At 62.5% G+C, this 14,009-nt stretch carries 15 protein-coding genes; 6 read left to right on the top strand and 9 right to left on the bottom strand.

The annotated features are described in order from the left end of the window. Positions 1-312: 312 nt before the first annotated feature. The 3 genes from NCT05_RS01440 to NCT05_RS01430 all read right to left on the bottom strand — a co-directional run bounded on the left by NCT05_RS01440 (position 313) and on the right by NCT05_RS01430 (position 2,529). Positions 313-855, bottom strand: coding sequence for a response regulator transcription factor (locus tag NCT05_RS01440; RefSeq protein ID WP_008351997.1), 543 nt, complete (start codon positions 853-855; stop codon positions 313-315). 45 nt (positions 856-900) lie between these two features. After that, on the bottom strand, positions 901-2,199 hold the full coding sequence (locus tag NCT05_RS01435) for an ATP-binding protein (RefSeq protein WP_250496533.1): 1,299 nt from the start codon (positions 2,197-2,199) through the stop codon (positions 901-903). A 108-nt stretch (positions 2,200-2,307) separates the two neighbouring features. Continuing rightward, positions 2,308-2,529 (bottom strand): cysteine-rich CWC family protein, encoded by a 222-nt coding sequence (locus tag NCT05_RS01430; protein ID WP_250501634.1) that lies wholly within the window; start codon positions 2,527-2,529, stop codon positions 2,308-2,310. Positions 2,530-2,673: 144 nt separating this feature from the next. Between NCT05_RS01430 and argB the strand changes: the two genes are divergently transcribed. Both argB and NCT05_RS01420 read left to right on the top strand, forming a co-directional pair. Continuing rightward, the gene (gene argB, locus NCT05_RS01425; protein ID WP_008352001.1) at positions 2,674-3,573 is read left to right on the top strand and encodes an acetylglutamate kinase; all 900 of its coding nucleotides are present in this window, start codon (positions 2,674-2,676) and stop codon (positions 3,571-3,573) included. 61 nt (positions 3,574-3,634) lie between these two features. Further along, positions 3,635-4,387 (top strand): pyrimidine 5'-nucleotidase, encoded by a 753-nt coding sequence (locus NCT05_RS01420; RefSeq protein WP_250501633.1) that lies wholly within the window; start codon positions 3,635-3,637, stop codon positions 4,385-4,387. Here the strand turns inward: NCT05_RS01420 and NCT05_RS01415 are convergent. Further along, a complete protein-coding gene (locus tag NCT05_RS01415; RefSeq protein WP_008352003.1) occupies positions 4,373-4,693 on the bottom strand; it encodes a type II toxin-antitoxin system RelE/ParE family toxin in 321 nt (106 codons plus the stop codon). The genes NCT05_RS01420 and NCT05_RS01415 overlap by 15 nt on opposite strands. Beyond that, positions 4,690-4,971 carry a type II toxin-antitoxin system Phd/YefM family antitoxin gene (locus tag NCT05_RS01410; protein WP_034470337.1) on the bottom strand — a complete coding sequence of 94 codons (282 nt, stop codon included), beginning with the start codon at positions 4,969-4,971 and terminating at the stop codon, positions 4,690-4,692. Before NCT05_RS01410 ends, NCT05_RS01415 begins: the two co-directional genes overlap by 4 nt. A 304-nt stretch (positions 4,972-5,275) precedes the next feature. On the opposite strand from NCT05_RS01410, the gene metX reads away from it, so the two are divergent. The 4 genes from metX to NCT05_RS01390 are packed head-to-tail and all read left to right on the top strand — an operon-like array spanning position 5,276 to position 9,269. Continuing rightward, positions 5,276-6,421: a homoserine O-succinyltransferase MetX gene (metX, locus tag NCT05_RS01405; protein ID WP_008352005.1), complete on the top strand. Its 1,146-nt coding sequence runs from the start codon at positions 5,276-5,278 to the stop codon at positions 6,419-6,421. Beyond that, positions 6,418-7,026 (top strand): methionine biosynthesis protein MetW, encoded by a 609-nt coding sequence (metW, locus tag NCT05_RS01400; RefSeq protein WP_008352006.1) that lies wholly within the window; start codon positions 6,418-6,420, stop codon positions 7,024-7,026. Before metX ends, metW begins: the two co-directional genes overlap by 4 nt. Positions 7,027-7,071: 45 nt before the next feature. Further along, positions 7,072-8,358, top strand: coding sequence for an AmpG family muropeptide MFS transporter (locus tag NCT05_RS01395; protein ID WP_008352007.1), 1,287 nt, complete (start codon positions 7,072-7,074; stop codon positions 8,356-8,358). Further along, entirely contained in the window at positions 8,355-9,269 is a 915-nt protein-coding gene (locus tag NCT05_RS01390) for a M48 family metallopeptidase (RefSeq protein ID WP_250435426.1), read from the top strand. Before NCT05_RS01395 ends, NCT05_RS01390 begins: the two co-directional genes overlap by 4 nt. A 1-nt stretch (position 9,270) precedes the next feature. Here NCT05_RS01390 and NCT05_RS01385 read toward each other — a convergent pair whose 3' ends face one another. From NCT05_RS01385 to gatA, 4 genes are all read right to left on the bottom strand, one after another. Further along, complete coding sequence (locus NCT05_RS01385) at positions 9,271-10,056, bottom strand: exodeoxyribonuclease III (protein ID WP_250501632.1); 786 nt, start codon at positions 10,054-10,056, stop codon at positions 9,271-9,273. Between the two features lie 21 nt (positions 10,057-10,077). Beyond that, positions 10,078-10,917 carry a PPK2 family polyphosphate kinase gene (locus NCT05_RS01380; RefSeq protein WP_175979711.1) on the bottom strand — a complete coding sequence of 280 codons (840 nt, stop codon included), beginning with the start codon at positions 10,915-10,917 and terminating at the stop codon, positions 10,078-10,080. Between the two features lie 77 nt (positions 10,918-10,994). Further along, positions 10,995-12,464, bottom strand: a complete 1,470-nt coding sequence (gene gatB, locus NCT05_RS01375) for an Asp-tRNA(Asn)/Glu-tRNA(Gln) amidotransferase subunit GatB (RefSeq protein ID WP_250435423.1) — start codon at positions 12,462-12,464, stop codon at positions 10,995-10,997. Positions 12,465-12,466: 2 nt separating this feature from the next. Then, positions 12,467-13,972, bottom strand: coding sequence for an Asp-tRNA(Asn)/Glu-tRNA(Gln) amidotransferase subunit GatA (gene gatA / locus NCT05_RS01370; RefSeq protein ID WP_250501631.1), 1,506 nt, complete (start codon positions 13,970-13,972; stop codon positions 12,467-12,469). Positions 13,973-14,009: the final 37 nt, after the last annotated feature.

The raw sequence follows: 14,009 nt of genomic DNA, 5'->3' as shown, positions 1-14,009 counted from the left end.
CGAAATGGACGCTGAAACGAGGACGAAAGAACCGCGAAAGCTCGTCCGAAAGAAATCCGCAAATTGCTGCTAAGTAGCAGACAACCTAAGCAAATTCCTAATTGGGAATTTTCTGATTTGGGCGCCCAACGCTGCAACGTATGCTTTGTCCATGCGTGTTCCATGTACGCGCATGTCGTTGCAACTCTCCGATTTCCGCCCTTGGCACCCGGCTTGGGCGGTTCTTTTTTTTGGGCGCCCGTTTTCGTCGATGCGATTTTCGAACGCATCGATATCGAACCGACGCCCGAGCTTCCTCGGGCGTCATCCGCCTTACTGCCGCACCGGTTTCTTCGCCAATTTGCGCTGCAGCGTGCGCCGATGCATGTTGAGCGCGCGCGCCGTCGCGGAAATATTGCCGTTGTTCTCCGCCAGCGCGCGCTGGATGTGCTCCCATTCGAGCCGCGCAACCGAAAGCAACGTCGGGTTCTCGATCGCCTCTTCGGCCGTCTGCTCGCTCGCCTGCTCGTGCAGCGCGGAAAGAATCGATTCGACGTTCGCCGGTTTCGCAAGATAGTTGTCCGCGCCGTCCTTCACCGCCTGCACGGCCGTCGCGATGCTCGCGTAGCCGGTCAGCACGAGAATGCGCGCGTCCGGTTGCAGGTCGCGCAGCGGCGCGACGAGGCGCAGGCCGGAATCGTTGCCCAAGTGAAGATCGACGGTGATCATGCCGAATTTGTGCTGGTTGGCGAGTTTCAGCGCTTCGTCCGCATTGTGTGCCTGATGCGGCGTGAAACCGCGCCGTGTCAGGCCGCGGGCGAGAATGCCGGCAAAGACTTCATCGTCGTCGATGATCAGGAAGTTGGTATCGCTCATGTGTTTCTTCTCCAAAATGCCGCTCGCGTGCGCCTGAGTTCGAGTTCAGGCCGCGCCGCTTCGTTCAGTTCTTGCCGCCTGCGCGGGCGCCGCCACCGCGCCGCGATTCGGCAGGCGCAACACGGCGCACGTGCCGCGCGGCTTGCCGTCGATCAGTTCGATCGAACCTGCGAGCCGCGCCGCCGCCGCAAACGCCAGATATAACCCGACGCCGTGTCCGCCCTGCGTGCTGTCCACCGGTCCGGCGCCCAGCGTGCCGCGCAGCGCGGCAGGAATGCCCGGACCGCGGTCGCACACGTCGAAGCGCACGTAATCCAGTTCGTCGACGGTTTCCGCCGACGCCTGCAGCGTCACCGATTCGCTGCTCGCGCGCGCGGCGTTGTCGAGCAGGATCGTCAGAATCTGTCCGACGGCGACGGCATCGTCGATCGATGCATCCGCGGGCGTCCGGTCGATTTGCGCGAATTTCACCTGCGGATGCCGCAGACGCCATTGCTCGATGAAACTCGACAGCCACTCGTCGAGCGCCTGGCGGCTCGACGGCCCGGTCGCGCGGCTGCGCAGGCGCGCGAGCGCGGACGTGCACAAAGCCATCTGCTGTTCGAGCAATTCGAAATCGGCCGCGTAGGGTGCGAGGTTCTTGTCGTGCGCGGCGGAATCGCGCAATTCCTCCGACAGCATCGCGATGGTCGAAAGCGGCGTGCCCATTTCGTGCGCGACGGTCGCCGCCTGCACGCCGAGCGCGACGGCCCGCTCATCGCGAAGATGACGCTGCTGCGCGTCGGCAAGCGCGGCGTCGCGCACGCGCAGCGCCCGCGACATGCGCGCGACGAACCAGCCGATCAGCACAACGCTCACCATGAAGTTGACCCACAGGCCCGTGCGGAAATAATCGAACAGATTGGCCGGATTCTCGATGTTGAGCGGCACGTAGTTGTAACTAAGCAGCGCGTAACAGGTGACGGCGAAGAGCGCGAGGCAGGTCATCATCGTCCACGGCAGGACGGCGGCGGCGATCGCGAGCGACGGCAGATAAAGCGTGACGAACGGATTGGTCGCGCCGCCGGACAGGAACAGCAGCGCCGACAGCGCGCCGAGGTCGACGAGCATCTGCCCGAACAGTTCGAGATTGGTTTCCGGACGCGCCCGCGCGACGCGCATCCACGTGAGGCCGTTGAAGACCATTTCGAGCGCGATGACGAGCAGCATCGCGGGCAGCGGAAGCTTCGCGCCGAAGAATATCTGGACGACGGCGATGGTCGTCAGCTGGCCGATGATCGCGAGCGAGCGAAGCCAGAAAAGATGGCCGAGATTGACCCGTCCGGTGTTGGTTATGCGATGCATCTGATTGAGTGCGTGTTAGCGCGTGCGCGCTCAGTGCGACATTATCCCGTTTGCATCCCGCATGCTGCGACATCTGGCGCGATTTGTCGCACCTCGGCACGCGGTCTGCTAACTGGAAGTCGTGCCGCGCCCGCCTTCCGTTGTGAGACACGCGGGACACAGACAACGAATGCCGGGCCGCAATCGATCCAGCGGCAACGCGGGCAGCGACGCGCACCAGCACGACGCATCGCCCGCGAGCGCGCCGCAGCGAAACGTCGCGCCGCAGCGTTCGCAAACCTGCGCGCCCGGCGCTTCGCGTTCGTTCGTTTCCGTGGATGGGTTCATCATCTTGTCATCAATCTGCCGAAACGATGATCGCACGCCGGAACGCCCGCCGGAAAACGTGGCGCGACCGCGGCAATTCGTCCTGCCGCGGAGCGTCGGTCCTGTACAATTCGGCGTGTTTAAACGCTCCTCGCCTCATTTGCCGCCATGTCCGAGCTACCCGACCTCACGCAAATCGCGCCGACCCTGAAGGCTGAAATCCTGGCCGAGGCGCTGCCCTACATCCGTCAGTATCACGGCAAGACGGTCGTGATCAAATACGGCGGCAATGCCATGACCGAAGAGCGCCTGAAGCAGGGCTTCGCGCGCGACGTCATTCTGCTGAAGCTCGTCGGCATCAATCCGGTGATCGTGCATGGCGGCGGCCCTCAGATCGATCAGGCGCTGAAGAAGATCGGCAAGCAGGGCACCTTCATTCAAGGCATGCGCGTCACCGACGAAGAGACGATGGAAGTCGTCGAGTGGGTGCTCGGCGGCGAAGTGCAGCAGGATATCGTCACGCTGATCAATCACTTCGGCGGCCACGCGGTCGGTCTGACCGGCAAGGACGGCGGCCTGATCCACGCGCGCAAGCTGATGATGCCGGACCGCGACAATCCGGGCCAGTTCATCGACATCGGTCAGGTCGGCGAGGTCGAGGCGATCAATCCGGCGGTCGTCAAGGCGCTGCAGGACGACGCGTTCATCCCGGTCATTTCACCGATCGGCTTCGGCGAAGACGGCCTCTCGTACAACATCAACGCGGACCTCGTCGCGGGCAAGCTCGCCGTCGTCCTGAACGCGGAGAAGCTCGTCATGATGACGAACATCCCCGGCGTGATGGACAAGGAAGGCAATCTGCTCACCGATCTCTCCGCGCGCGAGATCGACGCCCTCTTCGCCGACGGCACCATCTCCGGCGGCATGCTGCCGAAGATTTCGTCCGCGCTGGATGCCGCGAAGAGCGGCGTGCGCTCGGTGCACATCATCGATGGCCGCATCGAACATTCGGTGCTGCTCGAAATCCTGACCGAGCAGCCGTTCGGCACGATGATCCGCTCGCATTGAGCTTGTTCCCTTGCTAAAGACGCCCGCCTTCGCGCGGGCGTTCTTACGATAACGGCGCACGATGACCGCGCAACGCATTTCCCGCCGACGCCGCGTCAAGACGCGCGGCCCCGTCTGGCTCTTCGATCTCGACAACACGCTGCATCACGCGTCGCACGCGGTGTTTCCGGCGATCAATCGCGGCATGACGCAGTACATCATGGATCGCCTGAACGTCGACGTCGACGAGGCGAACCGGCTGCGCGTCGGCTATACCGTGCGTTACGGCGCGACGCTGCTCGGGCTCGTGCGGCATCACGGCGTCGATGCCGCCGACTTCCTGCACGAGGTGCACACGTTTCCCGATCTTGCGTCGATGCTGTGCGCCGAACGCGGCCTCACGCGCATGCTGCGCGCGCTGCCCGGACGCAAGATCGTGCTCACCAACGCGCCGACGCTCTACGCGCGCACGGTGCTCGCGGAACTGGGCATCGCGAAGCTGTTCGAGCGCGTGATTGCCATCGAAGACATGCGCAGCGGCCACCATTGGCGCGCCAAGCCGGATGCGCCGATGCTCCGCCACGCGATGCGCCGCGCGCACGTGCGTCTCGAGGACGCGATTCTCGTCGAGGACACGCGCGGGCATCTGAAGTCGTATCGGCGGCTCGGGATTCGCACCGTGTGGATCGTCGGACATCTGCCGGTCGCGAAAACGTCGAACGGCGGGCTGTCGATTCGCAAGCCCGGTTCCGGGCGGCCGCACTATGTGGATCGCACGGTGCGCTCGCTGCGCGCGCTGACGCAATCGCGCCGATTGCCGCTACATCCGAAATAAGCGGCGCGCGAGTATGTCTTCGAGGTCCGAGCGTGCATCGACGACGAGATGCACGTAAATCGTGTCGCCATCGACCTTGTAGATGATGCGGTTCGTGCCGCTCGGCACTTCGTAATAGCCCGACATGCGAAAGTCGACGAGCTCGGGCGGCGTCGAGCCGTTGCGCGGCGCGGCTTCGATCTCGGCAATGGTTTCCGCGAACTTGTTGCGCGTAGCGGCCCACGCCGTGCCGCCGAACTTGTTGATGACATAGCGCCGGAAATCCTGCAGATCCCGGCGCACCGGATCCAGGAAAACGGTCTTCATTTGAAGCCTTCCTCGCGGTCCATGCGCTCGATCTCGGCGAAGACATCGCCGGCGCTCACGCAGTGGCCGGCTTCGATGGTCTTCTGTCCCATCGCGAGAATCTTCAGCAAGGCAAGCGTCTGATGCAGGTCTTCATAGGACTGCACATCCTGCACGACGACCCTGCCTTCACCGTTCTGCGTGATGAGCATCGGCTCGCGGCTCTCGACGATATTGCGGATCATCTCGGCCGCGCGGCTCTTCAGGTGACTGAGCGGTCTGACCCGGCTCGGTTTCATGTCCTTTCCTCGGGACGACGAGGCGATTAGACAATATAGACGCTAAAGCGGGCCGCATCCAAGGCGCGGCAGATGGCGGCATTATTGACGGCGTTATGACGTTTTCCGCTATACTTCCCCGCTAACGAGATTTTCTCGAACATGAACAGTGCGCCGATTTGCTGACTCGATTGCGGGCGCGCGAACCTCAGTGATCTTTCGCGGGGTTCACTATAAATGCGGCTAAAGAGGTCGTCAGCCGCGCTCGATTTCTCAGGCAGCGCATCGCCGACACCGTTTAGCCGCCAGGTCAAAGGCGGAATGAATGGAATCGATCGGCATCGTCACTCCCCAAACAATGCGCTTCACCGAGCCGCTGCGGATGCAGAACGGCTCGTCGCTCGGCGACTACGAACTCGTCGTCGAAACCTATGGCGAACTGAACGCCGCGCGCTCGAACGCCGTGCTCGTGTGCCATGCGCTGAACGCGTCGCATCACGTCGCCGGCATTCACGCCGATAACCCGAAGAACGTCGGCTGGTGGGACAACATGGTCGGCCCCGGCAAGCCGCTCGACACGAACCGCTTCTTCGTCATCGGCGTGAACAATCTCGGCTCGTGTTTCGGCTCGACCGGACCGATGAGCATCGACGGCGCAACCGGAAAACCGTATGGCGCGAGCTTTCCGGTCGTCACCGTCGAGGACTGGGTGAACGCGCAGGCGCGTCTCGCGGACCGCTTCGGTATCGAGCGCTTCGCGGCCGTGATGGGCGGCAGCTTGGGCGGCATGCAGGCGCTCGCGTGGAGCATGATGTATCCGGAGCGGCTCGCGCATTGCATCGTGGTGGCGTCGACGCCGAAGCTGTCCGCACAGAACATCGCGTTCAACGAGACGGCGCGCTCCGCGATCCTCTCGGACCCCGACTTCCACGGCGGCGATTACTACGCGCACGGCGTGAAGCCGCGCCGCGGCTTGCGCGTCGCGCGGATGATCGGCCACATCACGTATCTGTCGGACGACGACATGGCCGTGAAATTCGGCCGCGCGCTGCGCCGTGCCGAAGGCGCGCTCGACGCGTACAACTTCAATTTCGATGTCGAATTCGAAGTGGAGTCGTATCTGCGCTATCAGGCCGACAAGTTCGCCGAATACTTCGATGCGAACACGTATCTGCTCATCACGCGCGCGCTCGATTATTTCGATCCCGCGAAAGCCTTCGACGGCGATCTAACGAAAGCGCTCGCCAATACATCGGCGAAATATCTCATCACCAGCTTTACGACCGACTGGCGTTTCGCGCCGGCGCGCTCGCGCGAGATCGTGAAGGCGCTGCTCGACAACAAGCGCACGGTGAGCTACGCGGAAATCGACGCGCCGCACGGCCACGACGCCTTCCTGCTCGACGACGCGCGCTATCACAATCTGATGCGCGCCTACTACGAACGCATTGCCACGGAGATCGGCGCATGAACCAGCACACTCTCGATTCCCTCGCGCTGCGCTCGGACTTTCGCGCGATCGCCCGCTGGGTCGAACCGCGCTCGACGGTGCTCGATCTCGGCTGCGGCGACGGTTCGCTGCTGTCGCTGCTCGGTGAAGAACTGGAAGTGAAGGGCTACGGCATCGAAATCAACGATGCCGGCGTGCTCGCGTGCGCGCAAAAAGGCGTGAACGTGATCCAGCAGAATCTCGAAGACGGCTTGCGTCTCTTCGAAGACGACAGCTTCGACTTCGCGATCCTCTCGCAGACGCTGCAGACGATCCATCAGACCGCCGCGATCCTGCGCGAAACGGTGCGCGTCGGACGCGAATGCATTGTGTCGTTTCCGAATTTCGGTTACTGGCAGCATCGGCTTTCGGTGATTCAGGGACGCATGCCGGTGTCGAAATCGCTGCCTTATCAATGGCACAACACGCCGAACGTGCGCGTGCTCACGATCAAGGACTTCGAGGCGCTCGCGCCGGAAGTGGGCATCGAGATTCTGGATCGCGTGGTGCTGCACGGCGGGCAGTCGGTCCGTTGGGGCGCGAACTGGCGTGGTAGTCTTGCGGTCTATCGCGTGAAGCGCCGGTAACATCGACCGGCGGGTTCCCGCATCGACAACTGCCCGTTATCTGACATGCCCGATACGCCACACGAGGCGCCCGCTCTAACTGCTCACGAAGATCATCCCGGATGGCGCGCGTTCCTCAACAAGCGCATCCTCATTTGCGTCTTTCTCGGCTTTACGTCCGGATTGCCGCTCTTCACGCTTTATAGCCTGTTGCAGGCGTGGCTCACGACCGCGCACATCAACGTCAAGGAGATCGGTCTCTTCGCGCTGATCGGACTTCCGTACACGTGGAAATTCGTCTGGTCGCCGCTGATGGACCGTTTCATTCCGCGCTTTCCCGGCTGGAGTCCGGGCAGGCGGCGCGGCTGGATGTTCGTCACGCAAGTGCTCGTGATGATCGCGATCGGCTCGTTCGGCTTCTTCTCGCCCGAGCAGAATCTCTGGGCCGTCGCCGCGATCGCCGCGCTCGTCGCGTTCTTCAGCGCGAGTCAGGATATCGTCATCGATGCCTATCGCCGCGAGCTCCTCGCCGACACCGAACAAGGGCTCGGCAACGCGGTGCACGTCAACGCATATAAGGTCGCGGGACTCGTGCCCGGTTCGCTGTCGCTGATTCTCGCGACCGTCCTGCCGTGGAAAAGCGTCTTTCTGATCACCGCCGCGTTCATGCTGCCGGGACTCATCATGACGCTCGTCGTGAAGGAGCCGCAGATTCATGGCGCGCCGCCGAAAAATCTGCGCGAGGCGATCGTCGAGCCCTTTCACGAGTTCGTCACGCGTGACGGCTGGCGCGCGGCGCTGCTCGTGCTCAGTTTCATCTTCCTGTACAAGCTCGGCGATACGATGGCCACCGCGCTCGCGACGAAGTTCTTCATCGACGTCGGATTCTCGCTCGCGCAGATCGGCGTGATCGCGAAAGCGGTCGCGTTCTGGGCGAGCATCGCGGGCGGCTTGCTCGGCGGCATCGCGCTCGTGAAGATCGGCATTGCGCGCGGCTTGTGGATCTTCGGCATTCTGCAGATCGTCGCGACGCTCGGCTTCGCATGGCTCGCGAAGATCGGGCCGTCGCCGTTCGCGCTCGGCGTGCTGTACGGCTTCGAAACCTTCGCGACGGGTCTCACGCTCGCGACCTTCACGGCGTATATCGCGAGCACGACCGACCCGCGCTACACCGCGACGCAATTCGCGCTCTTCACGAGCCTCGCGGCCGTGCCGCGCACCTTCGCGGCGGCGGGCAGCGGCTACATCGTGAATGAAACCGGCTGGTTTCCGTACTTCATGATCTGCGTCGCGCTGTCCATTCCGGGCATGTTACTGTTGCCCAAGATCGCGCCCTGGAGAATTCGACGATGACGGTTTCTTTCAAGCTTCGCGCCTTGGTTTGCGCATGGACATGGGCGTCGCTCGCGCCTTCGTCCGCGCATGCCCAGGACGAACAAAAGACGCCGCCGCCGTACTCCGCACCGAACAACCAGATCCGTTTCGGCAATACGGCGCTGTTTCGCAACCTGATTGCGCCCGCGACGCTCGAAGCGCAGGCCGCCGACGAATACGCGCAGGTCATCCACGATGCCGAGCGCAACAAGACGCTGCTCCCCGATACCAACCCGCTCGTCAAACGCGTGCGCGATATCGCGAATCACGAGATTCCGTTCGCGCTCAAGTGGAACGATCGCGCGAAGAGCTGGAAGTGGGAGATCAACGTCATCAAGTCGGCCGACGAGCGCATGGTCTGCCTGCCGGGCGGGAAGATCGTCGTGTACAGCGGGCTGATCGACAAGCTGCATCTGAACGACAACGAGATCGGCATGATGATCGGCCATGAAATCGCGCACGCGTTGCGCGAACATGCGCGCGAGCGGCTCGGGCGGCAGCAGGCGGCGCAGCTCTCGTCGAACGGCATGCCGCAGCTTTTCGGCTTTTCGAATTACGCGTCGCAGCAGCCCGATATCGGCGATGAACTGCTGACGATGCGCTATTCCCCCGCCGACGAAACCGAAGCCGACGTGATCGGCAGCGAGATCGCGTCGCGCGCGGGCTACGATCCGCGCGCGGCCGTCACGTTGTGGAACAAGATCGATTCGGGCACGCGCCGCGCGGACGATGGCTTCATCTGGCTGCATCCGTACGGGCCGGATCGCCGGCAGGATCTGCTCAAACGCATGCCGGACATGATGCCGCTCTATGCGAAGGCGGTCGGCAAGACCATCGATCAGTTGCCGAATTACGCCGGGATGGGGCGGTTCAAGAAGAGCGGGCGCTAGCTCACTTCTTCTTCGCGATCTTCCAGTCGTAATCGATCGTCAGCGGCGCGTGGTCGCTGAACTTGATATCCCGGAAAATCGACGTCTTCTTCGCGGTCGCGGCGACTTCCTTCGTCGCGATCTGATAATCGATACGCCACCCGACGTTCTTCGCATACGCCTGGCCGCGATTGCTCCACCACGTATATTGCTCGGGACGCTGATCGAGCGTGCGGAATACATCGACATAACCGACGTCGTCGAAAAGCTTCGTGAGCCACGCGCGTTCTTCGGGCAAACAACCGGAATTCTTCTGGTTGCTCTTCCAGTTCTTGATGTCGATTTCCTTGTGCACGATATTCACATCGCCGCACAGGATGACTTCGCGCTCCTTCGAAAGCGCGTCCAGATGCGGCATGAACTCGTCCATGAAGCGATACTTCGCCTGCTGACGCTCGTCGCCGCTCGAACCCGACGGCACATACACCGAAACGACCGACAACTTGCCGAAACGCGCTTCGACATAGCGCCCTTCCGGATCGAACTCTTCCGAACCGAAGCCGATGATCACGTCATCCGGTTCGTGGCGCGTGTACAGACCGGCGCCGCTGTAGCCCTTCTTCACCGCGTGCTGGAAATAGCCCTGGAAACCGTGCGGCGCGAGAAATTCCGGCGTCAGATCGTCCTGCGAGCATTTGATTTCCTGGACGCACACGACGTCGGATTTCCGCTCTCCGAACCAGTCGAAGAAACCTTTCTTGGCGGCCGAACGGATGCCGTTGAGATTGGCGGTTATCACGCGAAACATGTTCTTCCTTTTTGATCTTGATTATTCGACCTTCACGCCCTTCAGCGATTCTTTCGCCGGCGGGAATTCGAGCTTCATGTCCTGCATCGTGCGCAACAGCAGCTCTGCGACCATCACGTTGCGATGCGTCTTCGAATTGCCCGGAATGATGTACCAAGGCGCGTAATCCGTCGATGTCGCCGCGAGCGCGTCGGCGTATGCGGCCTGATAGTCGTCCCATTGCTTGCGCGCTTCGAGATCGGAGACGTCGAACTTCCAGTGTTTCGTCGGATCGTCGATGCGCGCCTGCAGTCGCTCGCGCTGCTCGTCCTTCGAAATGTGCAGGAAGCATTTGACGATGGTCGTGCCGCTGTCAGCGAGCAGCGCCTCGAATTCGCGAATATGCCGATAACGCCGTTCGCATTCGTCGGCATCGATCGACTTCAGCACGCGCGGCACGAGCACGTCTTCGTAGTGACTGCGGTTGAAGATCGCGAATTCGCCGGCCATCGGCGCCTGCGCGTGCACGCGCCACAGAAAATCGTGCGCGGCCTCGCGCTCGGACGGCGCGCGAAACGGCACGATGCGCAAGCCGAGCGGATCGACATCGTGAAACACCGCGCGCACCGTGCCGTCCTTGCCGCTCGTGTCCATGCCCTGCAGCACGAGCAGCACGCGCCGGCGGCGCTGCGCGTGCAGTTTCTCCTGAAGATCGTCGAGCTGCACGCCGATCGCCGTGAGACGCTCGCGGTCGATGTCCTTCGTGCCGCTGGAAAACGGCTTCGCGGACGGATCGATCGCGCTCAGGTCGAATGGCTTGCGCTTCTTGCCGGCGTCGAAGAAAGGCACACGGAAGTCGTCGAGTTCGGGTTTTTTTGCCATATTTTTGTGATCACCAAAAAGAAAGGCAGTCGCCTAGCTTAACCGGCAACGGCCCTGTCTTTCACGCACCGAAACAATCAGCCGAGCTTCTTCTTCAAAAGCTCGTTCACCTGCTGCGGATTCGCCTTGCCCTTGGTCGCCTTCATCGCCTGGCCGATCAGCGCGTTGAACGCCTTCTCCTTGCCCGCGCGGAATTCCTCGACCGACTTCTGGTTTGCCGCAAGCACCTCGTCGATGATCGCTTCGAGCGCGCCGGTGTCGGAAATCTGCTTCAAACCCTTCGCGTCGATGATGCGATCCGCGGCGGCCTCGTCGGTCGCCTTCTCTTCCCAGATCGTCTGGAAAATGTCCTTCGCGATCTTGTTGGAGATGGTGCCATCGGCGATACGCTGAATGATGAGCGCGAGCTGCGCGGCCGATACCGGCGATTCGCTGATATCGAGCGATTCGCGATTCAGTTGCGCGGAGACGTCGCCCATCATCCAGTTCGCGGCGATCTTCGCCTGGGCCGCGCCCGCTTTCTGCACGAGCGCTTCGAAGTAGGACGCCATCGCCTTCGACGAAGTCAGCACGCCCGCGTCATACGGCGTCAAACCGTACGTGTCGACGAAACGCTTCTGCATGTCCGCCGGCAGCTCGGGCATCTCGCCCTTCACGCGATCGATCCACGATGCATCGATCACGAGCGGCATCAGATCGGGATCGGGGAAATAGCGGTAATCGTGCGCGTCTTCCTTGCTACGCATCGAACGCGTTTCGCGCTTGTCCGGGTCATAAAGACGCGTTTCCTGAACCACCGTGCCGCCGTCTTCGATCAGCTCGATCTGACGGCGCACTTCGTACTGGATCGCTTCTTCGAGAAAGCGGAACGAGTTCAAGTTCTTGATCTCGGCGCGCGTGCCGAATTCCTTCTGACCGACCGGGCGCACCGAGACGTTCGCGTCGCAACGGAACGAGCCTTCCTGCATGTTGCCGTCGCAGATGCCGAGCCACACGACGAGACCGTGCAGTGCCTTCGCATACGCGACCGCTTCCGCGGCGCTGCGCATTTCCGGCTCAGTGACGATTTCGAGCAGCGGCGTGCCCGCGCGGTTCAGGTCGATGCCCGTCATGCCCGCGAAGTCTTCGTGCAGCGACTTGCCTGCGTCCTCTTCGAGGTGCGCACGCGTCAGGTTGATGGTCTTCTCGTACGCTTCCTTGCCCGCCTTCTCGTTGGCCGGCACCTGAATCGTGATCTGCCCGCCCTGCACGACCGGAATCTCGTACTGGCTGATCTGATAGCCCTTCGGAAGATCCGGATAGAAGTAGTTCTTGCGCGCGAAGATGCTGCGCGGCGCGATGTGCGAACCGATCGCGAGACCGAAGCGGATCGCGCGCTCGACGGCGCCGCGGTTCATCACAGGCAACACGCCGGGCAACGCGAGATCGACGGGACTCGCCTGCGAATTCGGGCTCGCGCCGAACTGCGTGGGCGCGCCGGAAAAAATCTTGGAGACGGTGGAAAGCTGCGCGTGCGTTTCCAGACCGATGACGACTTCCCACTGCATGTTCACACTCCCGATGCCAATGCCGATGCAGGTGCCTTGCGGTGCCAGTCGGTCGCGCGCTGATAAGCGTCGGCGACCTGGAGCATCCGGGCTTCGTTGAAATAGTTGCCGATGATCTGCAGACCGACCGGCCGATTCGCATTCGCGCCCGCGCCGAAACCGCACGGCACGCTCATGCCGGGCAGGCCCGCGAGGCTCACGGAAAGCGTGTAGATATCGGCGAGATACATCTGCACGGGATCGTCGGCCTTCTCGCCGAGATTCCACGCGACCGACGGCGCGACCGGTCCCATGATGACGTCGCACTGCTTGAACGCTTCCTGGAAATCGCGCGCGATGATGCGGCGAATCTTCTGCGCCTGCAGGTAGTACGCGTCGTAATAACCGTGCGACAACACGTACGTGCCGACGAGAATCCGCCGCTTCACTTCCGGCCCGAAGCCTTCCGCGCGCGACTTCTTGTACATGTCGAGCAGATCGCGGTACTCGGCCGCGCGATGCCCGTAGCGCACGCCATCGAAGCGCGACAGATTCGACGATGCCTCCGCCGGCGCGATGATGTAGTACACGGGAATCGAAAGCTCGGTCTTCGGCAGCGACACTTCGACGAGCGTCGCGCCGAGCGCTTCGTATTGCTTCAATGCGGCGTCGATGGACGCGCGCACGTCGTCGGCGAGACCCGCGCCGAAATACTCCTTCGGCATGCCGATGCGCAAGCCCTTCAGCGGCTTGCCGGCATCATCGCTGCCGTTCCACGTCTTGCCGAGGTAGCGCGTGTAGTCTTCGTTCTCGCGTTGAAGGCTCGTGGAATCGCGCTCGTCGAAGCCGCCCATCGCGTTCAGCAGCAGCGCGCAGTCGTGCGCCGTTTGCGCCATCGGGCCGCCCTGATCCAGCGACGACGCGAACGCGATCATTCCATAACGCGAAACGCGGCCATACGTCGGTTTGATGCCGGTGATGCCGGTGAACGAAGCGGGCTGGCGGATGGAGCCGCCGGTGTCCGTGCCGGTCGCGGCGGGCGCGAGACGCGCGGCCACGGCAGCAGCCGAACCGCCCGACGAACCGCCCGGCACGGCCTTCATATCCCACGGATTCTTCACCGCGCCGAAGTACGAATTCTCGTTGGACGAGCCCATCGCGAACTCGTCCATGTTGGTCTTGCCGAGCGTGACCATACCGGCTTTCGCGAGGCGATCGACGACGGTCGCATCGAACGGACTCGAATAGTTTTCGAGCATGTGCGAGCCGGCGGTCGATGTCCAGCCGCGCGTGACGAAGACGTCCTTGTGCGCGATCGGCAAGCCGGTGAGCGCGCCCGCGCGGCCTCCGCCGATGAGCGCGTCGGCGGCTTTCGCCTGTTCGAGCGTGAGCGCGGCGTCGACGCCGATGAACGCGTTCAGTTCCTTCGCGCCCTCGATGCGCCGCAGATACGACTGCGCCAGTTCGACCGCGGATACTTCCTTCGAGTCGAGCGCGGCGCGCAGTTCGGTCAAGCTTTTCTGATGCATTGCAGTTTCCTGATGAGCGCGGTGTGAATCACGCGCT

This window comes from Caballeronia sp. AZ7_KS35, from assembly GCF_023631045.1.
GTDB lineage: Bacteria > Pseudomonadota > Gammaproteobacteria > Burkholderiales > Burkholderiaceae > Caballeronia > Caballeronia zhejiangensis.
Note: the sequence above shows the minus strand (reverse complement) of the source record. Positions and strands in the feature narration are given on the sequence as shown.